This window comes from Pseudomonas sp. s4 (assembly GCF_046764235.1).
GTDB lineage: Bacteria > Pseudomonadota > Gammaproteobacteria > Pseudomonadales > Pseudomonadaceae > Aquipseudomonas > Aquipseudomonas asiatica.
On sequence record NZ_CP177209.1, the window covers coordinates 4,229,744 to 4,256,375 of the forward strand.

The following is a 26,632-nucleotide window of genomic DNA, read 5'->3' on the forward strand; positions in this document are numbered from 1 at the left end:
CCATATCAGTGGCCCAGATGCTCAAGTGCCTGGTTCAAGGCCAGCACATTGACCACCGGCGGGCCGATCAATGGGTGGAGGGTGGCCTCTTCCAGCAAGCCTTGCAAGCGCTCCACCGGCAACTGCCGTGCCGCGGCCACCCGAGGGATCTGGTAGGCCACGGCCTCCGGAGGCAGGTGCGGGTCGAGGCCGCTGCCCGAGGTGGTGAGCAGCGCCTGGGGCACCGGCCCCTGCTGCGCCTGGTACAACGCAGCCGCATCGCCCTTGACCCGCTCGGCCAGCGCCGGGTTGCTCGGCGACAGGTTGCTGGCGCTGCTGGCCACGGTGGCGTAGGCGCCTGCCGATGGCCGCGCGTGGAACCAGCCATCGCCCTGGAAATCCTGGGCGATCAGCGCCGAGCCACGTACCTGGCCCTGATCATCGCGCACCAGGCTGCCATTGGCCTGGCTGGGGAAAATCACCTGGGCAATACCGGTCACCGCCAGCGGATACAGCGCGCCGGTCACCAAGGTCATCAACAGGGCCAGGCTCAATGCCGGGCGTACATAAGCATTCATGGTGGCCTCCTCAGACCAGGTGCAGAGCATTGAGCAGCAGGTCGATCAGCTTGATCCCGGCAAACGGCACGACAATGCCACCCAGCCCGTAGATCAGCAGGTTGCGCCGCAGCAGGTGCGCCGCACTGGCCGCCTGCACCCGCACGCCGCGCAGCGCCAGCGGGATCAGCACGATGATGATCAGCGCGTTGAATACGATGGCCGACAGAATCGCACTCTGCGGGCTGGCCAGGTGCATCAGGTTGAGCACGCCCAGCTGCGGGTAGATGGCGGCGAACAGCGCCGGCAGGATGGCGAAGTACTTGGCCACATCGTTGGCGATGGAGAAAGTGGTCAACGCGCCACGGGTCACCAGCAGCTCCTTGCCGACCTGCACCACATCCAGCAACTTGGTCGGGTCGCTGTCCAGGTCGACCATGTTGGCCGCCTCGCGCGCGGCCTGGGTACCGTCGTTCATGGCCATGCCCACGTCAGCCTGGGCCAGTGCCGGGGCGTCGTTGGCGCCATCGCCGCACATGGCCACCAGGCGGCCGTCGTTCTGCTCCTGGCGGATGCGCGCCAGCTTCTTCTCTGGCGTGGCCTCGGCCAGCACGTCATCCACGCCGGCCTCGGCAGCGATGGCGGCGGCGGTCAGCGGGTTGTCGCCGGTCACCATCACCGTGCGAATGCCGAGCTTGCGCAGCTCGGCAAAGCGCTCGCGAATGCCGGGTTTGACCACATCCTTGAGGTGGATCACGCCAAGCAGGCGCTTGTCCAGGCACACCAGCAGCGGTGTACCGCCGCTCTGGGCAATACGCTCCACTTCACGGGCCAGTGCTGGTGGCATTTCCAGGCGTTGCATGCCGACGAACGCCAGTACGGCATCGACAGCGCCCTTGCGGTAGCGGTTTTGCTGAAAGTCGATCCCCGACAGGCGCGTCTCGGCGCTGAAAGCCACGGCCTCGAACTGGCCGGCGGACGGTTCGACAAAATCATGCAGCTGGCGCAGATATTCGACGATCGACTTGCCCTCGGCGGTGTCGTCCGCCAGCGAGGCCAGCAAGGCGCCCTCCCCCAGCTCGCGGGCGGTGATGCCCGGTGCCGCGTGCAGCGCACTGCAGCGGCGGTTGCCGAAGGTAATGGTGCCAGTCTTGTCGAGCATCAGCGTATGCACGTCACCGGCCGCCTCCACCGCCCGGCCCGAGCGGGCGATGACGTTCAGCCGCACCAGCCGGTCCATGCCGGCAATGCCGATGGCCGACAGCAGGCCGCCGATGGTGGTGGGGATCAGCGTTACCAGTAATGCGGCGAGAAAGATCAGCGGCAGGCTGCCACCGACAAAGTGGGCGAACGGCTGCAGGGTCACCACCACGATCAGGAAGATCAGGGTCAGGCCGATCAGCAGGATGTCGAGGGCGATCTCGTTGGGCGTCTTCTGCCGCTTGGCGCCCTCGACCAGGGCAATCATGCGGTCGAGGGTCGATTCGCCCGGGTTGCTGGTGATGCGGATCAACAACCAGTCTGAGACCAGCCGGGTATTGCCGGTCACCGCTGAGCGATCGCCGCCGGACTCGCGGATCACCGGTGCGGACTCGCCGGTAATGGCGGCCTCGTTGACCGCAGCGATACCTTCAAGCACCTCGCCGTCACCGGGAATCATTTCACCAGCTACCACGCGCACCACATCGTCCTTGCGCAGCGCGCTGGCCGCTACGGTTTCGTAGCTGCCATCGCGCTTGCGACGCTGCGCGGTAAGCCCTTGGCTGCCAGCCTTGAGGCTGTCGGCGCGGGCCTTGCCACGGCCTTCGGCCAGGGCCTCGGCAAAGTTGGCGAACAGCACGGTGAACCACAGCCACAGGGCGATCTGCACGGCCACACCGGTGCTCACACCGCTGCCGGGAGCGAAACACAGGACGGTGGTCAGTACCGCAGTCAGGGCGACCACCAGCATCACCGGCGAGCGCTTGAGTTGGCGCGGGTCGAGCTTGACGAATGCCTGCACCAGCGCCGGGCGCCACAATGCGGCGAAACGGGTCTGATCCTTGGCACTTTGCCGGGCTTTTACTTCAGCAATGGGCATGTTCATGGTCGGTCCTCAAAAACCCAGACTCAAATGTTCGGCGATCGGCCCAAGGGCCAGGGTCGGCAGGAAGGTCAGGCCACCGACCAGCAGGATGGTGACCAGCAGCAGGCTGGTGAACAGCGGGCCATGGGTGGGGAAGCTGTTAAGCCCCTGGGGCGCGCTTTTCTTCGCCGCCAGGCTGCCAGCCAGCGCCAGTACCGGCAGGATGTAGCCGAAGCGGCCGATGAGCATGGCCAGGCCGATCATCAGGTTGTGGTACACCGTGTTGGCACCAAAGCCGGCAAAGGCCGAGCCGTTGTTGGCCGTGCCCGAGGTGTAGGCATACAGCAGCTGGCTGAAGCCATGCGCACCCGGGTTGCTGACTGCACCTGCCGGGCCTGGCAGGCTGGCGGCAATGGCGCCGAGCACCAACACGCCGACCGGCATCACCAGCAGGGTCGCCACCAGCAACTGCACCTCGCGGGCCTGCAGTTTCTTGCCCAGGTATTCCGGGGTGCGGCCGATCATCAGCCCGGCCAGGAACACCGCGATCAGCACGAACAGCAGCATGCCGTAAAGCCCTGCACCGACGCCGCCGAAGATCACCTCACCGACCATCATGTTGACCATTGCCACCATGCCGGTCAGCGGGTTGAGGCTGTCGTGCATGGCATTGACCGAACCGTTGGAGGCAGAGGTGGTAGTCACTGTCCACAGCACCGAACCGGTGGTGCCGAAGCGGGTTTCCTTGCCCTCCATCGGGGCGCTTTGCTGTACCTGCGCGCTCTCGAGGGCCGGGTTGGGCTGGTACTCGGACCACAACGCCGTGCTGCCGCCGATCAGGAACAGCGCAAGCATGCAGGCGAGGATGGCGCGGCTCTGGCGCAGGTCCTTCACGTAGTGGCCAAAGGTGAACACCAGCGCCACCGGAATGAGGATGATCGAAGCCACCTCGAACAGGTTGCTCCAGGCCGTGGGGTTTTCGAACGGGTGCGCCGAGTTGACTCCGAAGAAGCCACCGCCGTTGGTACCCAATTGCTTGATGGCGATCTGGCTGGCGGCCGGGCCCAGCGGGATGGTCTGCTCGGTGCCCTGCAGGGTGAGCGCATGAGCGTAGTCGGCCAAGGTTTGCGGTACGCCCTGCCATACCAGCAGCAACGCCAGCAGCAGGCACAGCGGCAGCAGGCCGTAGAGGGTGGCGCGGGTCATGTCGACCCAGAAGTTGCCCAGCGTCGTGGCGCTGCGCCGTGCGATGCCGCGGCACAGGGCGACCAGCACGGCCAGGCCGGTGGCGGCGCTGACGAAGTTCTGCACGGTCAGGCCGAGCATCTGGCTCAGGTAGCTGACCGACGCTTCACCACTGTAGGCCTGCCAGTTGGTGTTGGTGACGAAGCTGACCGCGGTGTTGAACGCCAGCGACCATTCCTGGCCGGGCAGATGCTGCGGGTTGAATGGCAGGTAGCCCTGCAACAGCAGCACGGCGAACAGCAGCAGGAACCCGGCCAGGTTGAAGGCCAGCAGGGCCAGGGTGTACTGCTGCCAGTTCTGTTCCTGGCTGGCGCGCACGCCCGCCAGCCGGTAGCAGGCTTGCTCGACCGGGCCCAGCACGGGCGACAGCCAGGTCCGCTGGCCTTCCATGACCTTGAAGTAGAACCGCCCGAGCCAGGGTGCCGGTAGCAGCACGATGGCGAAAAATGCCAACAGCAAGGCGAAATCGTAACTGTGCATGGCCACTCCCTAGCTGCGATCGGCGCGCAGCAGCGCCACCAGCAGATAAAACGCCAATGCCACTGCCAGCAGCAGTGACAGCCCGTCGAGCATGTTCATGTGTGGTTCTCCCCGTGGTGCGGCTTGGGCCGCTTTGGGGAAATTGTCCGAGCGAGGGGCGTAAAGGGGCGAGACTGGGAGGTGGGGATGGCGATAAAGAAGGCGTAAAGATCGGGAGTTGAGGTTGCCTGAACCGGCCTCTTCGCGGGTAAACCCGCTACTACAGGGACCGCACCGCTCTCCCGGGCTGTGGAGATCCTTGTGGGAGCGGGTTCACCCGCGAAGAGGCCAGTACAGGTTTACTGCTGAGGCGGCTGCGGGACGGCGTTGCGGCTCCAGTCCAGCAGCAGGCTGTAGCCGACCGCCAGCAAGGTCGGCCCGATGAACAGGCCAATGAAGCCAAAGGCGATCAGGCCGCCGAACACGCCCAGAAGCACGATCACCAACGGCAGGTTGCCGCCACGGCTGATCAGGTACGGTTTGAGTACGTTGTCCACGCCACTGATGATGAAGGTGCCCCAGGCTCCCAGGAACACCGCCATGCCGTATTCGCCTTTCCATACCAGCCAGCCGGTGGCCGGAATCCATGCCAGTGGCGGGCCCATGGGGATCAGGCTGAGCATGAAGGTCACCAGGCCCAGCACAATGGCCCCGGGCACACCGGCAATCAGGAAGCCGATCAACGCCAGCACGCCCTGCGCTGCGGCCGTACCGATCACCCCGTTGACCACCCGCTGCACCGTACCGGCCACCAGCTCCAGGTAGTACTCGGCACGGTCGCCCATCAGGCGGTGCAGCAAGCGCAGGACGAACGCCGACAAGCGCGGGCCATCGCGGTAGAAGAAGAACACGAACACCAGGCTAAGGGTCAGTTCCAGCACGCCGCTGCCGATCTGCGCGCTGCGCGCCAGCAACCAGTTGCCCACCTGCCCCAGGTGCGGCTTGACCGAGGCCAGCAAGGCCGCGCCCTGCTGGTCCAGCGATTGCCACCAGCTGACCAGGCGCTCGCCAACCACCGGGATGCCACCCAGCCACGCCGGAGCGTCGGGCAGGCCGTCCACCTGCACGTCACGCACGAACGCCGTCGCGTCGCGAATATGATCGGCCAGGTTGAACCCCAGCCACACCAGCGGCAGCGCCACGATCAGGATCCAGGCAGTGGTCAGCAGGCTTGCCGCCAGGGTTTCGCGCCCGCCCAGCGCTCGCGTCAGCAAGCGCATCAAGGGCCAGCTGGCAAAGGCCAGGATGGCTCCCCACAACAGCGCTGAAATGAAAGGTGCCATTACCCACAGGCCGGCACCCAGCAGCGCCAGTAGCAGAATCTGGACCAGCAAGCGGTCATTGTTAGCCATGGTGGTGCCCGTTCAACGGATCAGTTCAAGGTGCAGGCCGTCGGTAGGTGCACTACCGACTTCGAGGCGGCCATTGCGCACGCCCGCCTTGACCAGCGCCTCGCGCCAGGCTTCAGCCTGGGCCCCACTGAGGCTGGCACGCAGGGTGCTGTCGAGGTTCAGGCTGCGGGCCAGCAGGTTCGCCCAGGCGTCTTGCGGCGCGGCCAGGTCAGGGTAGTCGAGCTTGCCGGTGTCGCGCATTTCGCGCAGCACCGTGGCGGCGGTCGGCAGCAGTTCGCCCAGCGGGCTGCCGGCGACGAACTCTTCCACGTGCAAGTAGGCGCGGCGGTTGCCGCGGGTGACACTGTACAGCGCGACCAGGGTGTCGGCCTGCTCCGCCGAGCGGCGCAGCAGGATGAACGCCTGCTGCTCGTCGCCGCCGTTGAGGCGGGCATTGCCGAACACATCATTGGCCCACAGGCTGGCCTCGCCGCAATCGCGGCCCTGGCACCAGAACAGCGGGTAGCCGCCGTCGCGCTGCAGTGCTTCGCGAGCGCTGGTGAAGACTTCGCGAGCAGTACGCTCGACCGGCAGTTCGTAGGTTACCGAGCTGACCTGGCCACGGCTTTCGACCTTGTCCTCGACCCTCAGGCGGCCGCTGATCTTGCGCAGTGGGCCCATGGGGTAGACGCGCTCCTGCTCCACGGCCGGGCGCTGGTCGACCACCTTGGCGTCCACCGGTACCGGCAGGCTGCCGGCCCACAAAACGGGGCTGGCGAACACCAGGCAGGCCGCGAAGGCATTACGGATGGCAACAGGCGCGCTCATTGGCGAACCAGACGGCGCTCAGCGCCGAGATGAAGCTCCAGGATGTCTGGCAGTTGCATGGTTGTCTCCCTGTTCAACCCGCCAAGCCTCGACACTTGTCCGATGCAAGTCAAGCAAAGCCAAAGAAGCGATTGAAACAGTCTGCGACAAGGGCCGCGCCCTGCTCATCGTTCAGGTGCAGGTGATGGCCACCGGGCAGCGTCACCTGCTCAAAGGGTAGCTGCTCCAGCAACCCGGTGTGGCGCGCCAGCATGCCGTCGGCGGCCACGACCAGGCGCGTCGGGCAACTCACCCGGTGCACATAGGCCATGGCCTGGGCCTCGCTCAGGCGCACTGGCGAAGGCAGGGTCAGGCGGCTGTCGCTGCGCCAGCTGTAACCGCCGGGCACCGGCATCAGGCCACGCTGGGCCAACAGCTCGGCCGCCTCACGGCTGACTGCGACCATGCCTTTCATGCGTGCCTGCACGCCCTGCTCCAGTGTGGTGTATACCGACTTGCGCTTGCCATCCAGGCGCAACTGGGCCTGCAGTGCCATGCCCAGCCGCTCACCGGCATCCTGCTCGGCGCCGGTCGGCGGGATGACGCCGTCAATCAGGGCCAGATGGCTGACCCGATCCGGCAGCGCGCCAGCCAGTTGCACGGAAATGATTGCCCCCAGCGAATGGCCCAGCAGAGCAAAACGTTGCCAACCCAGCTGCTCGGCCACCCGCAGCACGTCATGGGCGTAGTCGGCCAGAGCATAGCCGGCACCGAGCGGCCGGTGCTCGGAGTAACCATGCCCGGCCAGGTCCAGGGCGACGATGCGCAGGCCTTTCAGCTGCGGCGCCAGGCGGGCGAAGCTGTTGGCGTTATCCAGCCAGCCATGCAGGGCGATCACCGGCAGCCCCTGCTCCGGGCCGAACAGGTGCGCCGCCAGTTCGATATGGCCCAGACTCAGTCGGATTTCCTCGACCTGCGCGCTCATGCCTGGCTCCAGCGGTCGAACAGGCCCTTGATCAGGCTGGCGGTGTCGGTTGGCCGCTCCAGCGGGAACATGTGCCCACCCGGCACGCTGTGGTATTCGCCCCTGGGCATGCCACGCACGGCCAGCGTGTGGTGGCGGCGAATGACGTTGCTGCGCTCGCCGCGGACCATGGCCAGCGGCACCTGCAATTGCCGCGCGGGCGCAGGGCTGGTATGCGGGATGCTGCGGTAGATGCTGATTTCCGTGGCCGGGTCGAAGCGCAACTGCAGCCCCTGCTCCATCGCCTGCAGGCCGTGCTCTATGTAGGCATCGAGGCAGTCGGGGTCGAAATGGCGGAACAGTGACTTGCCGGCGAAATAGTCCCGGGCACTGTCGCGGTCATTGAAGGTTTCGCGGCGCCCCAGGGTGCGGCCAGCCGGGGTGATACGGTCAATGAAGCCGAAGCGCTTGGCGGTGCGCAGCAGCCACTGGTCGGCGCGGGTGAGCACCGGAGAGTCGAGCATCACCACGCCGCGATAATACTCGGGGCAGCGCAAGGCTGCGTGCAGGTGCAACACGCCGCCCAGCGAATGGCCGACGCCCCATACTGGCTGGTCTTGCCGAGCCAGGTGGTGCAGCAGTTCATCGACCAGGCTCTGCCAGTTGTCGTCCACCGGAAAACGCGGATCGTGGCCGTGCTGGGCCAGGTGCTGCACCTGGTAGTCCGGTGCCAGGGCGGCGAACAGCTTGCCGTAGGTGGCCGACGGGAAACCGTTGGCATGGGCGAAGAAGATCTGCTGCGACATGGCGCCGGGTCCGGATGCGAGATGATGGCCCATTGTCGGTATCGCGGGGCGGTTCGGCAACGTCCGGAAAGGTCATCGGCGAGGGCTATCAGGTCAGGCTTGTGGGCGCGGGCACTGCCTGCAGGAGCAGCCTTGTGCTGCGAAGAGGCCATAACTGCCGGAGAAGAGCTATTGCCCTACTGGCCTCTTCGCAGCACAAGGCTGCTCCTACAGGAAACCTAGATAGCCTGAGAACTCAGGCCGGCGAGTTGATCGCCCGAAGGGTCATCAACCCAGCCAGCGGCCAGTCCCCTTCCAGCTCCGCCAGGCTTGCAGTGCTCATGCCCGCTGGTTGCTGCTGGTGGCCATGCTGCAACGCCCCTACCAAGGTACCCACCAGCGGCTGGTGGCTGACCAGCAGCACATGCTCCAGGCCCAGGCGCTCGATTTCACCGATAACCTGCTGCACATCACTGTCAGGCGTCAGCCAGGGCACGGTGCGCACCGGTTCGGCGAAGCCCAGGGTGTCATGCACCAGGGCAGCCGTTTGCTGGGCGCGTACGTAAGGGCTGGCGATGATCGCCTGCAGCGGCTGGCCCAGCAGGCGGGCGGCGCTATGCAGCACCTGTTCGCGACCATGGGCGGTCAGCCGGCGCTCGGCATCGCTGTTGGCGCGCGGCTCCGCTTCGCCGTGGCGCAGAACCCACAGCTTCACAGTTTGGGCTCCTCGTCACGCACCGGGTGCGGGGCCGGGGCCACCGCATGCGGCGCCTCGCCTTCCGGGGCACGCGGTGCCGGCCAGTCGGCGAACGGCCAGGGCTTCTGGTCGCTGTGGAAGCTGCCGAAGCGGCCGATCTGCGCCAGGTACTGGCTCAGGCTGTCACCGAAGTTCATCAGGCTGGCGCTGGGGGCGCCGTACACCAGGCGGTAGATCAATTGTACCAGCACCAGGCCACCGAGCAGCAGCTCGGCCAGCTGCCAGACCACCAGGAACACCAGCATCCACAGGGCCCGCAGGATGATCGACTCGCGCTGGGCGCGTTCGGGCGTATCGTTCATGTGTTGCTCCTTGCTGTTGTCAGAGCCGCTGAAGGCTCAGTTGAAACCGCTGATGGAAATGAAATCGACATCGGTCTTCGGCTCGGCACGCATCAGGTGCTCGATCACCTGGTTCAGCGTGCGGCCTTCGAACAGGATGGCATGCAGGCCTGCCACCAGCGGCATGTATACCTGCACTTCCTGCGCCTTGGCCTTGAGCACCTTGAGGGTGTTGACGCCTTCGGCTACTTCGCCCAGGCGGCTGACCGCCTGCTCCAGGCTCAGGCCCTGGCCCAGCGCGTGGCCGACCTGGTAGTTGCGGCTCTTTGGCGAGGAGCAGGTGACGATCAGGTCACCGACACCGGCCAGGCCGAGGAAAGTCATGGGGTTGGCCCCCTGGCTGACGGCGAAGCGGGTCATCTCGGCCAGGGCGCGGGTAATCAGCATGCTCTTGGTGTTCTCGCCCATGCCCAGGGCCACCGCCATGCCAGCAATGATGGCGTAGACGTTCTTCAGCGCCCCGCCCAGCTCGACGCCAAAGCGGTCGGCACTGGCGTAGACGCGGAAGGTACGCCCATGCAGCACGGCCTGCACCTGCTGGCACAGTTTTTCGTCCTCGCTGGCGACCACCGTGGCGGTCAGCGCATGTTCGGCGATTTCACGGGCCAGGTTGGGGCCGGACAGCACGCCGATGCGCGCCTCGGGGGCGATTTCCTCGAGGATCTGGCTCATCAGCTTGAAGCTTTGCGCTTCGATGCCCTTGGTCAGGCTGACCAGGCCCTTGCCGCGCAGCAACTCGGCATGCGGAGCCAGCACGCTACGCAAGGCGCTCGATGGCAGGGCGACGAAAATCAGCTCGCTGGCCTGCAGTGTGGCCAGCAGGTCGCTGACCGGCTCGACGCCGTCGTGCAAGCGGATGCCCTTGAGGTAGCGGGGATTCTCGCGATTGACCCGCATGGCCTCGGCCTGTTCCGGATCGCGCATCCATTGGCGCACCGGCACACCGTTTTCTGCCAGCAGGTTCGCCACGGCGGTGCCGAAGCTGCCGCCTCCCAGAACTGCAACAGGTTGCTGTTCAGTCATATCCAATCCGTTAAAGCCAAAAGTTAAGTGGCGACCCAGCCATTATACGGCTCGCCTGCTACAGAACCAGTCTCAGTACCGGCCCTTTCGCAGCGCAAGGCTGCTCCTACAGGTACCGTGCATGTCCTTAGATCGGGCTTCACTGGCAAGCAGATCACTGGCAAAACCCCCACGGTCAGTTACCATGCCTGTTTCAATCCTGATACAAGGCCGCTTTGTGTTCCCTGGCACGCCCTCGTACCCGCGCCTGCTCATACTGACTGCCCTGCTCGGCGGCCCGGCCGTGGCCGATGACCTGTTCATCGACAACACGGACCTGCCGCAGGTTCTGACCGCCACGCGCCTGAAACAATCCCCCGCCGCAGTACCGGGCAGCATGACCGTGCTCGACAGCGAGCTGATCCGGGCCAGCGGTGCCCGTGACATCCCCGAGCTGCTGCGCCTGGTGCCGGGCATGATGGTGGGCTACAACGCCGGCAACCAACCCACGGTCAACTACCACGGCAGCAACGTCAACGATGCCCGACGCATGCAGGTGCTGATCGATGGCCGTTCGGTGTACCGCGCCGGCCTGGCCACGGTGGACTGGAGCGACATCCCCCTGGCCATGGAGGATATCGAGCGCATCGAGGTGTTCCGCGGCCCCAACACGGTCAGCTATGGCGCCAACGCGCTGATGGCGGTGGTCAACATCCTTACCCGCAACCCTGCCGACAGCCATGGCACGCGGCTGAAGATGACCCGCGGCCAGGACGGCATCAACGATTTCTACGCCAGCCACGGCTTCGGTTGGGAGAGTGGCGACATGCGCCTGTCGCTGTCAGGCCAGCAGGACGATGGCTTCGACGAGAACCAGTTCGGCCAGGACTACCGCGACAGCCGCCGGCTGACCCGCTTCAATATCAACGCCAGCCACAGCCTGGCACACGACCAGACCCTGGAATGGCAACTTGCTGCGAAGGAAGGCAGCAACCAGCGGCCTTATACCTACCAGCCGGTGTTCGCCAAATACGAAGCCGGTAACAACGCTGACGTCAGTGCCAAGGACTACGCCGGCTCATTGCGCTGGACCAAGGACTTCAGTTCTGAGCACAGCCTGTATATCCAAGGCTCTGCCCAACATTTCGACCGTCAGCAGGTGTGGCGTGCCTGTGACGCTTTGCAGTCGTTCAGCCCGGAATTGACCCAGCTCTGGCAAATGAACCCCGATTTCGCCGAAAAAGTGGCACGCGGCATTGCTACCGGCGCGCCACTTTCGACCAACGATCCCGTCATGAGAGGGCTTCTGGAGAAGGTCCAGCAGCAATGGGCGAACGGTGGCAACCAGCAGGTCTGCGGCGACGTCGACCAGAGCACCCGCGAAACCCGCTACGACCTGGAAATCCAGGACACCCTGAGCCTGACCGACAGCCTGCGCCTGCTCAGCGGCATGAACTACCGCTATGATCGTGCCGACTCGCAGACCTACTTCAATGGCAGCATCGACGACCAGACCTGGCGCCTGTTCGGCCAGCTGGAGTGGCGCGCCGACGAACACTGGATCCTGCAGGGTGGTGCCATGTTCGAGGACTCGCGCCTGTCCGGCAGCTCGCTGACCCCACGCGTGGCGGTCAACTACCTGATCACCCCGCGCCATGGCCTGCGTGCAGTGTATTCCGAGGCAGTGCGCTCGCCAGACATGTTCGAGAACAACGTCAACTGGAGCTACACGGTCAAGAACCTGACCCCCAACGCTTTTGGCCTGCAAAACGGCGAATACTTCGTCAAGACCCGCGGCCCGGGCGACCTCGACCAGGAACGCATGCGCTCGCGCGAACTCGGCTACAACGGCTACTTCAGCGACATCGACCTGAACATGGATGTGAAGCTGTTCTATGACGAGATCACCGGCATGATCAGCGAGCCCCTGAAGAACAACCAGTACATCGCCAGCAATGCCAACAAGGCCCGTTTCAGCGGCAGCGAGGCGCAACTGGACTGGCGCCCGACCCTGCGCGACCGCCTGCGGGTGACCTACGCCTACGTGGATGCCTGGGCCAGCAACCCCGCCGACCGCCGCCTCAGCGCGCGCAACAGCGGCTCGGCCGGATGGATGCGCGAGTGGGGTGCCGGTTGGTCGAGCGCGCTGTTCTATTACGGTGACGATGCACTCAACCAGTATCGCTACGAGCGCCTGGACCTGCGCCTGGCCAAACGTTTCCGGGTGCATGGCAGCAACCTGGAGCTGGCGGCGCTGTGGCAACAGCGCCTGGACGATGAGCCGACCACGGCAATTCAGAACCGCTACGACAGCCGCCACCGCCTGAGCATCAGCGCGGAGCTGGAGTTCTGATGGCCCTGCTGCTGCGCCTGTTGCTGTTGTGCCTGTGGCCGATGGGGCCACTGTTCGCCAGCGAAATCCTGTTGGTAGGCGCGGAAGACCAGCCTGGCATTCGCAGTTTCGTCGCCGCGCTGGAAAGCCGCCGGCCGCACGACCATGTACATTTCCAGACCACCGCCGACCTGCCACCCCCGGGCAAGCTCAAGGCTGACCAGCGCCTGATCCTGCTGGACAACGCCGCACTGGAATGGCGCCTCGGGGAAACTGCCGGCCCGCCGGCACTGGCCATGAGGGTCAGCCGGGTGCAGGCTGAACAGCGCCTGGGAAAGTCGCGGCCCGCGTTCCTCACGCTGCTGTGGAGCGATCCGCCGCTGGGCCGGCAGTTGCGCCTGGCGCGCTACCTGCTGCCGCAGGCCCAGCGCATTGGTGTGCTGTACGGTGAGCACAGCAGCTTTCTGCTCGAAGAGCTGCGCCACGCCGCCCGCCCGCTGGGCCTGGAGATCATTGCCCAGGACTGGCCCGACCCGCGCGACAGCCGCCCTTTGCAACACTTGTTGGCCAACAGTGACGTGCTGCTGGGCCTGGACGATGCCGACCTGTACAACTCCAAGACTGCGAAAAACCTGCTGTTGAGCAGCTATGGCCGGCAGATGGCGCTGATCGGCCCGAACGCCGGGTTCGTCCGCGCCGGCGCCCTGGCCAGCACCTTCAGCGACCAGGACGATTGGCTGGCTGTGCTCGACCAGTTGCTCGACCAGCCACCGGCGCGCTGGCCACGCAGCCTGTACCCGGTACGCTTCGGCGTCAGCGGCAACCAGCAGGTGGCGCGCGCCCTGGGCCTTGAACCGATCGATCCGAACGCCGCCGCCAAGGCCCTGGCCGAAGGAGAACCCACCCCATGAGCAAGCGCCTGAGCTGGGACATTCACACCCGCACCCAGATCATCAGCCTCGGCCCTGCCCTGCTGCTGACCTTGCTGCTGATCAGCTTCTTCACCTTCGTGCGTATCCAGGACCTGCGCCAGGAACTGAACCACACCGGGCAACTGATCGCCAACCAGTTGGCGCCAGCCTCGGAATACGGGGTGATCTCGGGCAACAACGAAGTGCTCGAGGGCCTGATGCGCGCCACGCTCAGCATCCCCCACGTGCGCTTCCTCGAGGTGCAGGACAGCCGCAACCACATACTGGTTTATGTGGAGCAGTCCGACGAAAGCGCCAACCGCGCGCAGCGCGTCGAAGTGTTCCAGGCGCCCATCCGCCTGCAGCAGATCCGCCTGGACAGCGACTTCCTGCAACAGGGCAAGGCCACCAGCCCGGCCATTGGCGACGATTACCTGGGCAGGGTCATCGTCGGCATGTCCGATGACGCCTTCAGCCAGCGCCAGCAGGAAATCGTGATCAAGGCCGGTATCCTCGCGCTGTTCGCCCTGCTGTTCACTTTCCTGCTGGCGCGCCGCCTGGCCCTTAGCCTCGCCAAGCCGATCAGCGACATGGGGCACGCGGTCAAGGCCATCCAGCAGGGCGAGTACCACACCCTGTTGCCGGTGGTCGATGACAGCGAACTGGGCCATCTGGCACGCCACATCAATAACCTGGCCCATGGCCTGGCGCAGGCCAGCAATGAACAGAAGCAGGCGATTGCCGAGCTTATCCAGGCCCGCGAGGAGGCCGAACAGGCCAACCGCACCAAATCGGATTTCCTGGCGATGATGAGCCACGAACTGCGCACGCCGATGAATGGCGTACTGGGCATGCTGCAGTTGCTGGAAACCACGCAGCTGAACAGCGAGCAGGCCGAGTACACCGCGGTGGCCAGCGAATCCACCGGGCACCTGCTCAAGGTCATCAATGACATCCTCGACTTCTCGCGCATCGAACGCGCCGCGCTGCAACTGGAACACATCGACTTCAACCTGGGCGAACTGATCACCAGCAGCGTCCAGTCGTTCCAGCACAGCGCCCAACAGCGCGGCCTTGCCCTGCACCTGCAAATGCCGGCGGGTATCGAGCAGCTGCAGGTGAACGGCGACCCCACGCGCATCCGCCAGATCCTGCTGAACCTGGTCGGCAACGCGCTGAAATTCACCGAACGCGGCCAGGTTCAGGTCGAGGCGCGCTGGCAGGTGCTGGACCGCCAACTGATCTGGCTGACCTGCAGTGTGCGCGACACCGGTATCGGCATCGACAACGAACGCCTGGAAATGATGTTCGTCGCCTTCCAGCAGGCCGACAGCTCGATTTCCCGCCGCTATGGCGGCACCGGGCTGGGACTGTCGATCGCCCGCACCCTGGCCGAACGCATGGGCGGCAAGCTGCGTGGCGAAAGCCGTGAGGGCCTGGGCTCGACCTTTACCCTGGAGATGCCTCTGGCCCTGGCCAGCCCTGCCCCGCTCTCGCTGACGCAACCAAGCGCTGCGCCACCGGCGGTGGCCGACAATGATCAGGTGCTGCTGGTAGAGGACAATCCGGTCAACCAAAGTGTCATCGAGGCCATGCTGCGTAGCCTGGGGCTGGCGGTATGCACGGCCGAGGACGGCCTGGAGGCGGTCGAACGGGTCAGCCAGCAGCGTTTTGCCGCCGTGCTGATGGACTGCCGCCTGCCGCACCTGGACGGCTATGAAGCCACCCGGCGTATCCGCCAGCTGCCCAACGGCGCCAGGCTACCGATCATCGCCCTGACCGCCAACGCCTTGCAGGGCGACCGCGAGCGTTGCATGGCGGCCGGCATGGACGACTACCTGAGCAAACCCTTGCGCCGCACTGAACTGCAGCGCGTGCTGCAGCGCTGGCTACCCGGTCAGACAACCGCGACTGGCGATAAATGCTAAAGTGCGGCAGTCTTAAACACTGGACAGGACCTTCATCGGACCTGAAAATAGACGTTTCAGTGCACACCTGTACTTCTTTCACCGGGTGCACTGTGACTTTCACCACAACGCAATAGTCTACCTGTAGGCTGCCGCCCCGAACGCGATGCGTATCGGGCCGGCCGGGAAGATTCATCCCCTGCCGCAGGGGGTTATTGAGGAGCTCGCATGACCAAACAACACGCCTTTACTCGGGAAGACCTGCTGCGCTGCAGTCGCGGTGAGCTGTTCGGCCCAGGTAATGCGCAACTGCCCGCGCCGAACATGCTGATGGTCGATCGCATCACCCATATCAGCGAAGAAGGCGGCAAGTACGGCAAAGGTGAATTGGTCGCCGAGCTGGATATCAATCCGGACCTGTGGTTCTTCGCCTGCCACTTCGAAGGCGACCCGGTAATGCCGGGCTGCCTGGGGCTTGATGCCATGTGGCAGCTGGTAGGTTTCTTCCTCGGCTGGCAGGGCCTGCCAGGCCGCGGGCGCGCCCTGGGTTCGGGCGAGGTGAAGTTCTTCGGCCAGGTACTGCCGGAAGCCAAGAAAGTCACTTACAACATTCACATCAAGCGCGTCCTGAAGGGCAAGCTGAACATGGCCATCGCCGATGGCTCGGTCAGCGTCGACGGCCGCGAGATCTACACTGCCGAAGGCCTGCGGGTCGGCGTGTTCACCTCCACTGACAATTTCTAAGGGTTATTCGCATGCGCCGCGTCGTTATCACTGGTCTGGGCATCGTATCGTGCCTGGGCAATGACAAAGCTACCGTCACCGAAAACCTGCGCAACAGCCGTCCGGGTATCCGTTACAACCCGGAATACAAGGAAATGGGGCTGCGTAGCCAGGTTTCCGGGTCCATCGACCTCAACCTCGAAGAACTGATCGACCGCAAGGTCTACCGCTTCGTCGGCCACGCTGCTGCCTACGCCTACCTGGCGATGCAGGATGCGATCAAGGACGCCGGCCTGACCGAAGAGCAGGTTTCCAACCCGCGTACCGGCCTGGTGGCGGGCTCCGGCGGCGCCTCGACCCTGAACCAGATGGAAGCGCTGGACACCCTGCGTGAGAAAGGCGTCAAGCGCGTCGGCCCGTACCGCGTTACCCGCACCATGGGCAGCACCGTTTCGGCGTGCCTGGCCACCCCGTTCAAGATCAAGGGCATCAACTACTCGATCTCCTCGGCCTGCGCCACTTCGGCACACTGCATCGGCACCGCCCTGGAGCAGATCCAGTGGGGCAAGCAGGACATCGTCTTCGCCGGTGGCGGTGAAGAAGAGCACTGGAGCCAGTCGTTCCTGTTCGATGCCATGGGCGCCCTGTCGACCAAGCGCAACGAAACCCCGGAACAGGCCTCGCGCGCCTACGACGCCGACCGTGATGGCTTCGTCATCGCTGGCGGTGGCGGCATGGTGGTGGTCGAGGAGCTGGAACACGCCCTGGCCCGTGGCGCCAAGATCTACGCGGAAATCGTCGGCTACGGCGCCACTTCCGACGGCTACGACATGGTTGCCCCGAGCGGCGAAGGTGCTATCCGCTGCATGCAGCAGGCGCTGTCGACCGTCGACACTCCGATCGATTACCTGAACACCCACGGCACCTCGACCCCGGTCGGTGACGTTGCCGAGATCAAGGGCGTTCGCGCCGTGTTCGGCGACAAGGCGCCGAAGATCAGCTCGACCAAGAGCCTGTCGGGCCACTCGCTGGGCGCTGCCGGCGTACACGAGGCGATCTACTGCCTGCTGATGATGGAAAACAACTTCATCGCCGGCTCCGCCAACATCGACGAGCTGGACCCGGAAGTCGCCGACCTGCCGATCCTGCGCAAGACCGAAGAAAACGCCAAGATCGACACGGTCATGAGCAACAGCTTCGGCTTCGGCGGCACCAACGCCACCCTGGTGCTCAAGCGCTGGGAAGGCAAGTAAGACGCTGCTGCGGTAAACGAAAACGCCCCGACTGATTCGGGGCGTTTTCATTTGTATTGCCTGTACCGGCCCTATCGCCGGCACAGGAAAACCCTTATTTCCGCCTGGGCAGTACAGCCAGAAAATTCTCCCTGGCCACCTTGTTGGCAACTTGTTCCGGCAATGCGTCCAGAAACGGCCTGAACCCATGCATCTGCTCCCCAAGGCTGCCAAACCGCCCCACCACATCCGAACCCAGCATGAACCGTTCCGGGAACCTCTCGACCAGTGCCAGCCACGCCTTGCGCGGCACACCCCGGTCATCCAGCAGATAGGGTTTCAGCACGCTCCACGACAAATCGACATACAGGTTCGGGTAATCCTCCAGCAACCGCGTCAGCACCGGCAGCAGAAAGTCCATCTGCGTCTGGTGCCGGTGAATCTCCATGCTGCTGCCTGCATGCGCCCAGATGAACCGCGTGTGCGGGTGATTGCGCAGCGGCTGTTCGATCTCCGCCAGGTACAGCGGGTTGCGCTCGCGCTTGGAGGTGATGTTGGAATGCAGCAGCACCGGCAGGTCGCGCTCGGCCGCCAGGTGGTAGATACGCGCCATGGCTTCGTTGTTGGCGCGCGGCGTGTCACCGCTGGTCAGAGCAGTCAGGTCATCGTGGCGGGTGAACACCTCGCCAATGCCCTGCCACAGCCCCGGATGCAGATCGAGCATGCGCTCGATATGGCTGGCGGCGTTCTTGTCCACCGGATTGAAGCCGGCCAGGAACGGATGAAAGCGCTTGCGCTGCTCGTCGGGCAGTTGCTGTAGCGCCGCCGCCACGTAGGTATCGGTGGCGCTGTACCAGTAGGCTTCGGCGTCATCCCCAGCGTAATAGCGTGGGCGCTTGGGCTCGTCTTCATGCCACTTCTTGGCCACCGGGACGCCGGAAATCATCGACTGCTCGATACCGGCGGCATCCATGGCCTTGATCAGCGCAGGCATGCCTTCGCTTTCCTGGAAGAAGTCGACGTAGTGCAGGTGGGCATCACTGTAGCGGTAGTCGCGTGCCTGCGCCGCTTGGCACAGCCAGGTGGATAACAGCACGCAGGCCAACGCTCTCACGATCATGATGAAGCTTCCTTTTCCGGGTATCAGATCTCTAGACCGGCCGGCCTACGAGACGGTTCAGCCGGGGCGGGCAAACCGCTATGCTTGGGGCATTTCCACCTTGCCTGGAGCCTTCCCATGAGCAGCCCCCTGGTCATCCGCCCACGTGCCGAATCGGTCGAGGGCCAGCCGATCCTGCGCCCGCTGCCATCGGCCCAGTGTCGCAGCGTCGGCCCGTTCGTGTTTTTCGACCACATGCTCGAAACCGACTATGCCCCGGGGCATGGTATGGACATCCGCCAGCACCCGCATATCGGCCTGTCGACCCTTACCTACCTGTTCGAAGGGGCAATCCTGCACAAGGACAGCCTCGGCTCGGTGCAGCGGGTGCTGCCGGGCGACGTCAGCTGGATGACCGCAGGCAGCGGTGTGGCCCATGTCGAGCGTACTCCTGAAGATGCCCTGGCCCATGGCTCACGCCTGCACGGGCTGCAGGTATGGCTGGCATCGCCACGCGAGCAGGAACAAGGCCCGGCAAGCTACAGCCATCACCCGGCGGCGAGCCTGCCGGTCAGCGACAGCCTGGGAGTACGCATCTGCATGATCGCCGGCAGCGGGTTCTGCCTGGAATCGCCGGTGCCGGTGCTCTCCCCTACCCTGTACGCGCATGTACAGATGCAACCGGCAACCACGCTATTGGTGCCGAACGAGCATGCGCAGCGGGCGCTGTACCTGCTCGATGGTGAGCTGGTGATGAACGATGAGGATGTGGAACCCTGCAGCCTGGTGGTCCTGCCCGAGGGTAAAGAGGTGACGCTGTATGCGGAGGGTGAGTGCCAGCTGGTGCTGATTGGTGGCGCACCACTGGATGGGCCGCGGCGGATGAACTGGAACTTTGTCGCCAGTGATGTGGAGCTGATCGAACAGGCCCGGGCCAAGTGGGCTGCTGGGGAATGGCCGGTGGTGCCGGGGGAAACCTCCAGAATCGAGTTGCCGCGGTAATTGGGGCCGCTTTGCGACCCTTCGCGGGCTTGCCCGCTCCCACTGGGACGGCGTTGCACTTACGGGCAGTTCCGTACCTGTGGGAGCGGGCAAGCCCGCGAAGGGCTGCGCAGCAGCCCCAATGCGCCATCAGCGCTGGAACACTTCGGTCAGCAGGTTATGCATCGAGCGGAACGCCCGCTCCGAGGTACGCCGATCATACTGCATCTTGCCCGGCACATTGGCACTCGGGTCGGTAAACGAGTGCACCGCGCCGCCATAGCTCAGCAATTGCCAGTCAACCTTGGCCGCGTTCATCTCCTCCTCGAACGCCGGCAACTGCTCCTTCGGCACCAGTGGATCGGAAGCGCCGTGCAGCACCAGCACCGAGCCCTTGATGCGCTTGGCATCTTCCGGGTTCGGGGTATCCAGGGTGCCATGGAACGACACCGCCGCACGCAAATCGGCGCCAGTACGGGCCAGCTCCAGTGCACAGCAGCCACCAAAGCAGAAACCAAACGTGCCGACCTTGCCCGGTTCCAGCAGCGCCTTCGACTGCCCCAACAGTTGCGCCAGGGCTTCCTGCATGCGCTTGCGCAGCTCGCCTCGGTCATTCTTCAACGGCATCATCGCCGCGCCGGCCTCGTCGGCATTGGACGGACGCACCGATTGCCCGTACAGGTCGGCAATCAGCACTACATAGCCCTTCTCGGCCACTTCCTTGGCGATGCGCTCGGCACCTTCGCCTATACCCATCCAGTTCGGCGCCATCACCAGACCTGGCCGCCCCAGCGCGCCCGGCTCGTATACCAGGCGGCTTTCATACGCCTTGCCGGACAGGTGATAGACCAGCGATTCGACGATTACTTTGCTCATCAAGCACTCCTTTGGCACTCGTCATCAATATGCTCGCCATGAAAAAAGCCCGCCGAAGCGGGCTTTCCTATGCATCAACTCAAGCAGACAGTTCGACCAGCAGCTTGTTCAGGCGACGAACGTAAGCCGCCGGGTCCTTCAAGCTGTCACCGGCCGCGAGGGCTGCCTGATCGAACAGGATGTGCGACAGCTCGGCGAAGCGGTCTTCGCTCTGCTCGTTGTCCAGCTTCTCGATCAGCGGGTGGGTCGGGTTGAACTCGAAGATCGGCTTGGACTCCGGCACCTTCTGCCCGCTGGCTTCGAGGATCTGGCGCATCTGCAGGCCCAGGTCCTGCTCACCGATGGCCAGGATCGCCGGCGAGTCGGTCAGGCGGTGCGATACGCGCACTTCGGCCACGCTGTCACCCAGCGCGCCCTTCAGGCGCTCGACCAGGCCTTCCTTGTCCTTGGCGACTTCTTCCTGGGCCTTCTTGTCTTCTTCCGAGTCCAGCTTGCCCAGGTCCAGGTCGCCACGGGCGACGTCGACAAAGGCCTTGCCGTCGAACTCGTTCAGGTAGCTCATCAGCCACTCGTCGATACGGTCGGTCAGCAGCAGCACTTCGATGCCTTTCTTGCGGAAGACTTCCAGGTGCGGGCTGTTCTTGACCTGCGCGTACGACTCGCCGGTGAGGTAGTAGATCTTGTCCTGGCCTTCCTTGACGCGAGCCAGGTAGTCGGCCAGGGCGACGCTCTGCTCGCCGCTGTCGTCCTGGGTGGAAGCGAAGCGCAGCAGGCCGGCGATCTTTTCCTTGTTGGCGAAGTCTTCGGCCGGGCCTTCCTTCAGCACCTGACCGAAGTTCTTCCAGAAGCCCTTGTACTGCTCGGGCTCGTTCTTCGCCAGCTTCTCCAGCATGTCCAGCACGCGCTTGGTCAGCGCGGTCTTCATCGAGTCGATGATCGGGTCTTTCTGCAGGATTTCACGCGACACGTTCAGCGACAGGTCGTTGGAGTCGACCACACCCTTGATGAAGCGCAGGTACAGCGGCAGGAACGATTCGGCCTGGTCCATGATGAACACGCGCTGCACGTACAGCTTCAGGCCGCGTGGCGCTTCGCGCTGGTACAGGTCGAACGGCGCGCGGGCGGGCACGTACAGCAGCGAGTTGTATTCGAGCTTGCCTTCTACCTTGTTGTGGCTCCAGGCCAGCGGGTTTTCGAAGTCATGGCCGATGTGCTTGTAGAACTCCTGATATTCCTCGTCCTTGATTTCGGTACGCGGACGGGTCCACAGGGCGCTGGCACGGTTGACGGTTTCCCACTCTTCGGCCGGCTGCTCTTCGCCTTCGGCGGTAGCTTGCTCTTTCAGCAGCTGGATCGGCATGGCGATGTGGTCGGAGTACTTCTTGACCACATTGCGCAGGCGCCAGCCATCGGCGAACTCCTGCTCGCCCTTCTTCAGGTGCAGGACGATGCGGGTGCCGCGCTGTGGCTTGTCGATGGTGGCGACTTCAAACTCACCTTCGCCCTTCGACGACCAGTGCACGCCTTCAGCGGCCGGCTGGCCGGCACGGCGGCTGTACACGTCGACCTTGTCGGCAACGATGAACGCGGAGTAGAAGCCCACACCGAACTGACCGATCAGGTGCGAGTCCTTCTTCTGGTCACCGGTGAGGTTCTTCATGAAGTCGGCAGTGCCGGACTTGGCGATGGTACCCAGGTGGGCGATGACGTCTTCGCGGCTCATGCCGATGCCGTTGTCCTCGAGGGTCACGGTACCGGCGTCCTTGTCGAAGCTCAGGCGAATCTTCAGGTCGGCGTCGCCTTCGAACAGCTCTGGCTTGGCCAGGGCCTCGAAACGCAGCTTGTCGGCGGCGTCGGAGGCGTTGGAGATCAATTCACGCAGGAAGATCTCCTTGTTCGAATACAGGGAATGGATCATGAGGTGCAGCAGCTGCTTTACCTCGGTCTGGAAGCCCAGCGTTTCTTTTTGAGTCTCCACACTCATGGTCTTCAAAACTCCGATCTGATGGCAGTTGACGCCTGGCGGCCAGGTTGGCCAGCGTTTAGCGGCGGATGTCATGCAGATGGGGGCTGCCCGGATGATTTCAAGGGCTTTTCCGGTTCGATCTTGAAATGGGCCCGAGCCGTGGCGATCGGCGACTGCCTGTCCCCCTGCCAGGCGGTGATGGCCACATTGGTCACCCGCCGGCCCTGGCGCCAAAGCTGGCATTGGGCGTAGGTATCGCGAAAGTGCCCGGCGCGCAGGTAATCGATGGAAAAGTCGATGATCTTCGGAATGCTTGCGCTCTCGCTGAAGATCAGCAGGTACAGCGCTGCCGACAGTTCCATGAAGCCCGCGATCACCCCGCCGTGGATGGCCGGCAGCAGCGGGTTGCCGATGTTGTCCTGGCTGGCCGGCAGGCGGAACAGCAGGTCATCGCCCTGACGCTCGCATTCAATGCCGATCAGGCCGCCATAGGGGATCAGCGCCAGCAAGGGCCGATAGTCTCCCACCGCATGAGCAGCGTTGAGCTGTTGGCGAACATTGTGCGGAATCATGCTCCGCCCTCCTTCAGGCTGTTGCCGAAGCGGATGCCACCCTTGATCTCCTGGCCCAGGCGCATGAACGTGCCCACCACCTGGCAGATAGGCTGAGCGGGGTCATCCTGGTAGGCCGTGCCACGGGTGAAGATCACATCGCGGGTGACCCGGTAGCATTGGGCATGGCCGTAGATGTCTTTGCCGGCCTTGGCCGGATGCATATAGTCGATGCGCAGGTCCAGTGTCGGGCACACTTCGAAGCGCGGCAGCACGCACAGCGTGGCCATGCCGCAGGTGGTGTCCATCAGCGTGGTCAGCGCGCCGCCATGCACGGCGCCGGTCTGCGGGTTGCCGACAATGGCCGCAGACCAGGGCAGCACCAGGGTCATGCCATCGGCATTGGTTTGCACCACACGCATTTGCAACAACTGACAATGTTTCAGGGCCGAGAGAAAACGCTCGGCCATGGCCATCAAGGTTGAATCACTCATTGGCTGTTTCCCTGCGCATTGCCGCAGCGGCATAAAATCGTTAAAAAGTCTATATAGAACGGGACGTTATATATGTGTAATCTTCGCGGAACTTATTCCGCGTAGTTGCACTCGAAGGAACAAGTCACTTATTCCACCAAGGAGAAACACCCCCATGCGTAAACCTTTTGCTTTTGCTCTGATGCTGGCCGCTGCCATGGGCCTGGCCGCTTGCGATAAAGCGAGCGAAGACAAAGCCCAGGACGCACAGCAACACGCCGAGCAAGCCCAGGAAAAAGCGGGCGAAGCTCAGGATAAAATGAACGAGGCTGCCAAGGAAAACGCCGAAGCCGCCAAAGATCAGGCCGAAGCCGAGCAGAAGGCCGCCGAAGAAGCCGCTCCGGCTACTCCGGCTCCGGAAGCCGCTCCAGCTACCCCAGCTGCTCCAGCCGAACCTGCCAAGCAGTAATCGGCTAAAACAAAAAAACCCGACATTGTCGGGTTTTTTTGTGCCTGAAACTTATGGATTAAACGTTTCAGGTACCAGGAGCGGTGTTTTCCTTGGCGGGTTCGATCGAAACACTTTCGGTAGGTGTGAACACCATCACATCCAATACATCCGAATGGAACTCGCGGCGGTACAGAATCAGCACCACCCCGACACTCATGACCATGAATAACCATGGGCTGATGAACCAGCTCAACATGGCCATGCCGAAGTAATAGGAACGCAGGCCCAGGTTGAACTGGTTGGCGGCAAGCGACAGCACCCGCGCCGCCCGCGAGGCGAATGCCTTGCGTTCAAGCTCATTGACCAGCCGTTCACCGATCATCGGCGCCGACCCCACCAGTACTGCCGCGAAGTTGTATTGGCGCATGCACCAGCTGAAGGTGAAAAAGGCATAGACGAAGACCATGGCCAGGCACAGCAGCTTGATCTCCGACATGCCCTGGGAGGTCTGCTGCACCAGCGGCAGATCGGCCAGCAGCGACAGCGCCCGGTCGGAAGCCCCGAGCACGGTGAGGATACCGGCGAGGATGATCAGGGTGCTGGAGGCGAAGAACGAGGCGTTGCGCTCGAGGTTGCCGATCACGCTCGCATCGGCAATGCGGTTGTCGCGCAGCAGCATGCGGCGCATCCAGTCTTCGCGGTACAGGTGCAGCACGCTGGCCAGGCACGCGGTGTCGCGGCCCTTCCAGATGGCATAACGGGTGTAACCGCCCCAGCACAGGGCGAACCAGATGATGGCCAAAAGATTGTTGAAGTTGCTTTGGATGAAGTTCATGCACGGTTCCCGGGAGGGCCAGATACCTGAAGGATAGGGACCGGATTTCGACGCTGGCAAGCGGTAAAAGGCACACATCCACCCAGAAATCCGCACTGCCTGTTCTGGCCTCTTCGCAGCACAAGGCTGCTCCTACAGGTACGGCACTGCACTTGTAGGAGCAGCCTTGTGCTGCGAAGAGGCCAGTGCAGGCAAAGAAAAAGCCCCGCATCCTTTCGGATACGGGGCTCTTGAGTTTCCACCCTTGGCGAGCACCCTTCGGCTTGTGGCCGGTGCCGCCCTCAGGCTTCGACTATCAGGCCAGCGCTTCGCGCGGCTTGCCGAGCATGCGGTCGCAGGCCACGGCGCCAACCAGGGTCACCACCGAAGGCACCAGCCAGGCCAGGCCCTGGTCGCTCAGCGGCAGGTGAGCCATGAAGTCCGGCAGCACGTGGGCAATGCTGCTGCCCTTGATCGCATCGACCATGCCGAACAGCAGCGATACCAGCATCACTGGTGCCAGGATGCGGGTCGGCGAGTTCCACAGGTCCTTCACGAAGCTCAGCCCGACCACCACGATGCACGGCGGGTAGATCGCCGTAAGCACCGGGATCGAGAACATGATCAGCTTGGTCAGGCCGAGATTGGAGATCAACAGCGAGAAGCCCGCCAGAATCACCACCAGAGCGCGGTACGACAGCGGAAGGATCTGGCTGAAGTACTCGGCGCAAGCACAGGTCAGGCCAACGGCGGTCACCAGGCAGGCCAGCGCGATCAGCACGGCGAGGAAACCGCTGCCCAGCGAACCGAAGGTATGCTGCACGTAGGCATGCAGTACCGCCGCACCGTTGGTAGCGTCAGCCGCGATCTCGTGGCTGGTTGCACCCAGTCGGAACAGGCTGATATACACCAGGGCCAGACCGACGCCTGCGATCAGGCCGGCAATGATGGCATAGCGGGTGATCAGTTTCGGCGACTCGACACCGCGCGAGCGGATGGCGTTGACGATGACGATACCGAACACCAGGGCACCCAGGGTGTCCATGGTCAGGTAACCATCGGAGAAGCCCTTGGAGAACGCTGCGGCGGCATAGGCCGGCTGCGCTTCACCAATGGTGCCGGCAGGCAGCGCGAAGGCGGCGATGCCCAGCACCGCCAGGGCGATGATCTTCAGCGGCGCCAGGAAGCGGCCCACGGTGTCGAGCAGCTTGCCCGGGTACATCGACACGGCCAGTACCACGAGGAAGTACACCAGGCTGTAGATGAACAGCGCCAGCGGGCTTTCGCCGGTCAGCGGCGCAACGCCCACTTCGAACGATACGGTCGCGGTGCGCGGGGTGGCGAACAGCGGGCCGACCGACAGGTAGCACACGGCCGCCAGCAGGCCACCGAAGAACTTGCCGATCGGGCTGCTCAGGGCATCCATGCCGCCGCCGACCTTGGCCAGGGCGACCACGGTGATGACCGGCAGGCCCACGGCGGTAACCAGGAAGCCAAGGGCCGCCATCCATACGTGCGGGCCAGACTGCAGACCGACGATAGGCGGGAAGATGATGTTGCCAGCGCCCACGAAAAGCGCAAACGTCATAAAGCCAAGCGCCAGGATATCCTGGCCTTTGAGAACTTTCATTTAAGGTAGTACCACACTGCTGAAATCGGGATTCGAGAGGGGATTTCCCTTTGGATGAGGGGAAATGCTGCCCGGCTTGATAGGCCAGACCCGTTTAGCGTGTCGTTCCCTTTTGGGGTACGGGCACAGAGTGAGCGCGTAATGTAACTGTTTTGTCAGTCAAACGCACTGGCACAGTGCTGCTTGTCCGATGTGCGTACATGTTTGTCGTCTGTGCAACCGAGGACAGCGAGAATTATCCTCGAATTGAAACATTCGTCTGCGTGAAAATTCCTATCAAACCCATCGAAAAATCCATGTTGCCTGTACCGGCCTCTTCGCGGGCTTGCCCGCT

Annotated in this window: 25 protein-coding genes; 7 read left to right on the forward strand and 18 right to left on the reverse strand. The window is 63.8% G+C overall.

All coding sequences use genetic code 11. The annotated features are described in order from the left end of the window. Positions 1 to 5: 5 nt before the first annotated feature. The 11 genes from kdpC to ACK56M_RS19735 form a co-directional block, all read right to left on the reverse strand. Complete coding sequence (gene kdpC, locus ACK56M_RS19685) at positions 6 to 557, reverse strand: potassium-transporting ATPase subunit KdpC (protein WP_015271077.1); 552 nt, start codon at positions 555 to 557, stop codon at positions 6 to 8. A 10-nt stretch (positions 558 to 567) separates the two neighbouring features. Further along, entirely contained in the window at positions 568 to 2,622 is a 2,055-nt protein-coding gene (kdpB, locus tag ACK56M_RS19690) for a potassium-transporting ATPase subunit KdpB (RefSeq protein ID WP_061304231.1), read from the reverse strand. A 9-nt stretch (positions 2,623 to 2,631) separates the two neighbouring features. After that, positions 2,632 to 4,326 carry a potassium-transporting ATPase subunit KdpA gene (gene kdpA, locus ACK56M_RS19695; RefSeq protein WP_015271079.1) on the reverse strand — a complete coding sequence of 565 codons (1,695 nt, stop codon included), beginning with the start codon at positions 4,324 to 4,326 and terminating at the stop codon, positions 2,632 to 2,634. A 9-nt stretch (positions 4,327 to 4,335) separates the two neighbouring features. Beyond that, positions 4,336 to 4,425, reverse strand: coding sequence for a K(+)-transporting ATPase subunit F (gene kdpF, locus ACK56M_RS19700; protein ID WP_003251485.1), 90 nt, complete (start codon positions 4,423 to 4,425; stop codon positions 4,336 to 4,338). A gap of 239 nt (positions 4,426 to 4,664) precedes the next feature. Beyond that, positions 4,665 to 5,717, reverse strand: a complete 1,053-nt coding sequence (locus tag ACK56M_RS19705; RefSeq protein ID WP_015271080.1) for an AI-2E family transporter — start codon at positions 5,715 to 5,717, stop codon at positions 4,665 to 4,667. A gap of 12 nt (positions 5,718 to 5,729) precedes the next feature. Further along, positions 5,730 to 6,524: a DUF4892 domain-containing protein gene (locus tag ACK56M_RS19710; RefSeq protein WP_054572520.1), complete on the reverse strand. Its 795-nt coding sequence runs from the start codon at positions 6,522 to 6,524 to the stop codon at positions 5,730 to 5,732. Positions 6,525 to 6,633: 109 nt separating this feature from the next. Then, a complete protein-coding gene (locus ACK56M_RS19715) occupies positions 6,634 to 7,488 on the reverse strand; it encodes an alpha/beta hydrolase (RefSeq protein WP_015271082.1) in 855 nt (284 codons plus the stop codon). Further along, complete coding sequence (locus ACK56M_RS19720) at positions 7,485 to 8,273, reverse strand: alpha/beta fold hydrolase (RefSeq protein ID WP_015271083.1); 789 nt, start codon at positions 8,271 to 8,273, stop codon at positions 7,485 to 7,487. The genes ACK56M_RS19715 and ACK56M_RS19720 overlap by 4 nt, the downstream gene beginning before the upstream one ends. A gap of 235 nt (positions 8,274 to 8,508) precedes the next feature. Then, the gene (gene sixA / locus ACK56M_RS19725) at positions 8,509 to 8,967 is read right to left on the reverse strand and encodes a phosphohistidine phosphatase SixA (RefSeq protein WP_015271084.1); all 459 of its coding nucleotides are present in this window, start codon (positions 8,965 to 8,967) and stop codon (positions 8,509 to 8,511) included. Beyond that, positions 8,964 to 9,311 carry a DUF4389 domain-containing protein gene (locus ACK56M_RS19730; protein WP_013973424.1) on the reverse strand — a complete coding sequence of 116 codons (348 nt, stop codon included), beginning with the start codon at positions 9,309 to 9,311 and terminating at the stop codon, positions 8,964 to 8,966. The genes sixA and ACK56M_RS19730 overlap by 4 nt, the downstream gene beginning before the upstream one ends. Before the next feature lie 36 nt (positions 9,312 to 9,347). After that, the gene (locus ACK56M_RS19735; RefSeq protein WP_013973425.1) at positions 9,348 to 10,373 is read right to left on the reverse strand and encodes an NAD(P)H-dependent glycerol-3-phosphate dehydrogenase; all 1,026 of its coding nucleotides are present in this window, start codon (positions 10,371 to 10,373) and stop codon (positions 9,348 to 9,350) included. 184 nt (positions 10,374 to 10,557) lie between these two features. Between ACK56M_RS19735 and ACK56M_RS19740 the strand changes: the two genes are divergently transcribed. The 5 genes from ACK56M_RS19740 (at position 10,558) to fabB (ending at position 17,478) form a co-directional block, all read left to right on the forward strand. Then, on the forward strand, positions 10,558 to 12,705 hold the full coding sequence (locus ACK56M_RS19740) for a TonB-dependent receptor plug domain-containing protein (RefSeq protein ID WP_015271085.1): 2,148 nt from the start codon (positions 10,558 to 10,560) through the stop codon (positions 12,703 to 12,705). After that, entirely contained in the window at positions 12,705 to 13,595 is an 891-nt protein-coding gene (locus ACK56M_RS19745; RefSeq protein WP_015271086.1) for an ABC transporter substrate-binding protein, read from the forward strand. The genes ACK56M_RS19740 and ACK56M_RS19745 overlap by 1 nt, the downstream gene beginning before the upstream one ends. After that, positions 13,592 to 15,523: an ATP-binding protein gene (locus ACK56M_RS19750; RefSeq protein ID WP_015271087.1), complete on the forward strand. Its 1,932-nt coding sequence runs from the start codon at positions 13,592 to 13,594 to the stop codon at positions 15,521 to 15,523. Before ACK56M_RS19745 ends, ACK56M_RS19750 begins: the two co-directional genes overlap by 4 nt. A 207-nt stretch (positions 15,524 to 15,730) precedes the next feature. After that, positions 15,731 to 16,246, forward strand: a complete 516-nt coding sequence (gene fabA / locus ACK56M_RS19755; RefSeq protein ID WP_003251509.1) for a 3-hydroxyacyl-[acyl-carrier-protein] dehydratase FabA — start codon at positions 15,731 to 15,733, stop codon at positions 16,244 to 16,246. Between the two features lie 11 nt (positions 16,247 to 16,257). Next, on the forward strand, positions 16,258 to 17,478 hold the full coding sequence (fabB, locus tag ACK56M_RS19760) for a beta-ketoacyl-ACP synthase I (protein WP_013973429.1): 1,221 nt from the start codon (positions 16,258 to 16,260) through the stop codon (positions 17,476 to 17,478). Positions 17,479 to 17,572: 94 nt separating this feature from the next. Here the strand turns inward: fabB and ACK56M_RS19765 are convergent, their stop codons facing one another. Beyond that, positions 17,573 to 18,577, reverse strand: coding sequence for an amidohydrolase family protein (locus ACK56M_RS19765; protein WP_015271088.1), 1,005 nt, complete (start codon positions 18,575 to 18,577; stop codon positions 17,573 to 17,575). A 117-nt stretch (positions 18,578 to 18,694) separates the two neighbouring features. On the opposite strand from ACK56M_RS19765, the gene ACK56M_RS19770 reads away from it, so the two are divergent. After that, on the forward strand, positions 18,695 to 19,558 hold the full coding sequence (locus ACK56M_RS19770; protein WP_015271089.1) for a pirin family protein: 864 nt from the start codon (positions 18,695 to 18,697) through the stop codon (positions 19,556 to 19,558). 129 nt (positions 19,559 to 19,687) lie between these two features. Here ACK56M_RS19770 and ACK56M_RS19775 read toward each other — a convergent pair whose 3' ends face one another. From ACK56M_RS19775 to ACK56M_RS19790, 4 genes are all read right to left on the reverse strand, one after another. After that, the gene (locus ACK56M_RS19775) at positions 19,688 to 20,413 is read right to left on the reverse strand and encodes a dienelactone hydrolase family protein (RefSeq protein ID WP_015271090.1); all 726 of its coding nucleotides are present in this window, start codon (positions 20,411 to 20,413) and stop codon (positions 19,688 to 19,690) included. 79 nt (positions 20,414 to 20,492) lie between these two features. Continuing rightward, positions 20,493 to 22,397, reverse strand: a complete 1,905-nt coding sequence (gene htpG / locus ACK56M_RS19780) for a molecular chaperone HtpG (protein WP_023661535.1) — start codon at positions 22,395 to 22,397, stop codon at positions 20,493 to 20,495. Between the two features lie 71 nt (positions 22,398 to 22,468). Further along, entirely contained in the window at positions 22,469 to 22,951 is a 483-nt protein-coding gene (locus ACK56M_RS19785; protein ID WP_411958945.1) for a PaaI family thioesterase, read from the reverse strand. Beyond that, positions 22,948 to 23,424 (reverse strand): PaaI family thioesterase, encoded by a 477-nt coding sequence (locus ACK56M_RS19790; protein WP_004375991.1) that lies wholly within the window; start codon positions 23,422 to 23,424, stop codon positions 22,948 to 22,950. Before ACK56M_RS19790 ends, ACK56M_RS19785 begins: the two co-directional genes overlap by 4 nt. 154 nt (positions 23,425 to 23,578) lie before the next feature. Here ACK56M_RS19790 and ACK56M_RS19795 point away from each other — a divergent pair, with 154 nt between their 5' ends. Continuing rightward, a complete protein-coding gene (locus tag ACK56M_RS19795) occupies positions 23,579 to 23,872 on the forward strand; it encodes a hypothetical protein (RefSeq protein WP_015271093.1) in 294 nt (97 codons plus the stop codon). Between the two features lie 67 nt (positions 23,873 to 23,939). On the opposite strand, the gene ACK56M_RS19800 is transcribed toward ACK56M_RS19795, so the two are convergent. Together ACK56M_RS19800 and brnQ are read right to left on the reverse strand one after the other, a co-directional pair. Continuing rightward, on the reverse strand, positions 23,940 to 24,689 hold the full coding sequence (locus ACK56M_RS19800; protein WP_015271094.1) for a DUF599 domain-containing protein: 750 nt from the start codon (positions 24,687 to 24,689) through the stop codon (positions 23,940 to 23,942). A gap of 295 nt (positions 24,690 to 24,984) precedes the next feature. Beyond that, positions 24,985 to 26,298 carry a branched-chain amino acid transport system II carrier protein gene (brnQ, locus tag ACK56M_RS19805; RefSeq protein ID WP_015271095.1) on the reverse strand — a complete coding sequence of 438 codons (1,314 nt, stop codon included), beginning with the start codon at positions 26,296 to 26,298 and terminating at the stop codon, positions 24,985 to 24,987. Positions 26,299 to 26,632: the final 334 nt, after the last annotated feature.

What these genes read in the sequence shown, in the direction of transcription:
- kdpC (WP_015271077.1), bottom strand. Translation starts at nt 557, where the DNA reads ATGAATGCTTATGTACGCCCGGCATTGAGCCTGGCCCTGTTGATGACC.
- ACK56M_RS19715 (WP_015271082.1), bottom strand. Translation starts at nt 7,488, where the DNA reads ATGAGCGCGCAGGTCGAGGAAATCCGACTGAGTCTGGGCCATATCGAA.
- ACK56M_RS19765 (WP_015271088.1), bottom strand. Translation starts at nt 18,577, where the DNA reads ATGATCGTGAGAGCGTTGGCCTGCGTGCTGTTATCCACCTGGCTGTGC.
- ACK56M_RS19710 (WP_054572520.1), bottom strand. Translation starts at nt 6,524, where the DNA reads ATGAGCGCGCCTGTTGCCATCCGTAATGCCTTCGCGGCCTGCCTGGTG.
- ACK56M_RS19740 (WP_015271085.1), top strand. Translation starts at nt 10,558, where the DNA reads ATGCCTGTTTCAATCCTGATACAAGGCCGCTTTGTGTTCCCTGGCACG.
- ACK56M_RS19790 (WP_004375991.1), bottom strand. Translation starts at nt 23,424, where the DNA reads ATGAGTGATTCAACCTTGATGGCCATGGCCGAGCGTTTTCTCTCGGCC.
- ACK56M_RS19745 (WP_015271086.1), top strand. Translation starts at nt 12,705, where the DNA reads ATGGCCCTGCTGCTGCGCCTGTTGCTGTTGTGCCTGTGGCCGATGGGG.
- kdpF (WP_003251485.1), bottom strand. Translation starts at nt 4,425, where the DNA reads ATGAACATGCTCGACGGGCTGTCACTGCTGCTGGCAGTGGCATTGGCG.
- ACK56M_RS19720 (WP_015271083.1), bottom strand. Translation starts at nt 8,273, where the DNA reads ATGTCGCAGCAGATCTTCTTCGCCCATGCCAACGGTTTCCCGTCGGCC.
- kdpB (WP_061304231.1), bottom strand. Translation starts at nt 2,622, where the DNA reads ATGAACATGCCCATTGCTGAAGTAAAAGCCCGGCAAAGTGCCAAGGAT.
- ACK56M_RS19750 (WP_015271087.1), top strand. Translation starts at nt 13,592, where the DNA reads ATGAGCAAGCGCCTGAGCTGGGACATTCACACCCGCACCCAGATCATC.
- kdpA (WP_015271079.1), bottom strand. Translation starts at nt 4,326, where the DNA reads ATGCACAGTTACGATTTCGCCTTGCTGTTGGCATTTTTCGCCATCGTG.
- ACK56M_RS19730 (WP_013973424.1), bottom strand. Translation starts at nt 9,311, where the DNA reads ATGAACGATACGCCCGAACGCGCCCAGCGCGAGTCGATCATCCTGCGG.
- fabA (WP_003251509.1), top strand. Translation starts at nt 15,731, where the DNA reads ATGACCAAACAACACGCCTTTACTCGGGAAGACCTGCTGCGCTGCAGT.
- ACK56M_RS19800 (WP_015271094.1), bottom strand. Translation starts at nt 24,689, where the DNA reads ATGAACTTCATCCAAAGCAACTTCAACAATCTTTTGGCCATCATCTGG.
- ACK56M_RS19785 (WP_411958945.1), bottom strand. Translation starts at nt 22,951, where the DNA reads ATGATTCCGCACAATGTTCGCCAACAGCTCAACGCTGCTCATGCGGTG.
- ACK56M_RS19795 (WP_015271093.1), top strand. Translation starts at nt 23,579, where the DNA reads ATGCGTAAACCTTTTGCTTTTGCTCTGATGCTGGCCGCTGCCATGGGC.
- brnQ (WP_015271095.1), bottom strand. Translation starts at nt 26,298, where the DNA reads ATGAAAGTTCTCAAAGGCCAGGATATCCTGGCGCTTGGCTTTATGACG.
- htpG (WP_023661535.1), bottom strand. Translation starts at nt 22,397, where the DNA reads ATGAGTGTGGAGACTCAAAAAGAAACGCTGGGCTTCCAGACCGAGGTA.
- ACK56M_RS19775 (WP_015271090.1), bottom strand. Translation starts at nt 20,413, where the DNA reads ATGAGCAAAGTAATCGTCGAATCGCTGGTCTATCACCTGTCCGGCAAG.
- ACK56M_RS19770 (WP_015271089.1), top strand. Translation starts at nt 18,695, where the DNA reads ATGAGCAGCCCCCTGGTCATCCGCCCACGTGCCGAATCGGTCGAGGGC.
- ACK56M_RS19705 (WP_015271080.1), bottom strand. Translation starts at nt 5,717, where the DNA reads ATGGCTAACAATGACCGCTTGCTGGTCCAGATTCTGCTACTGGCGCTG.
- fabB (WP_013973429.1), top strand. Translation starts at nt 16,258, where the DNA reads ATGCGCCGCGTCGTTATCACTGGTCTGGGCATCGTATCGTGCCTGGGC.
- ACK56M_RS19735 (WP_013973425.1), bottom strand. Translation starts at nt 10,373, where the DNA reads ATGACTGAACAGCAACCTGTTGCAGTTCTGGGAGGCGGCAGCTTCGGC.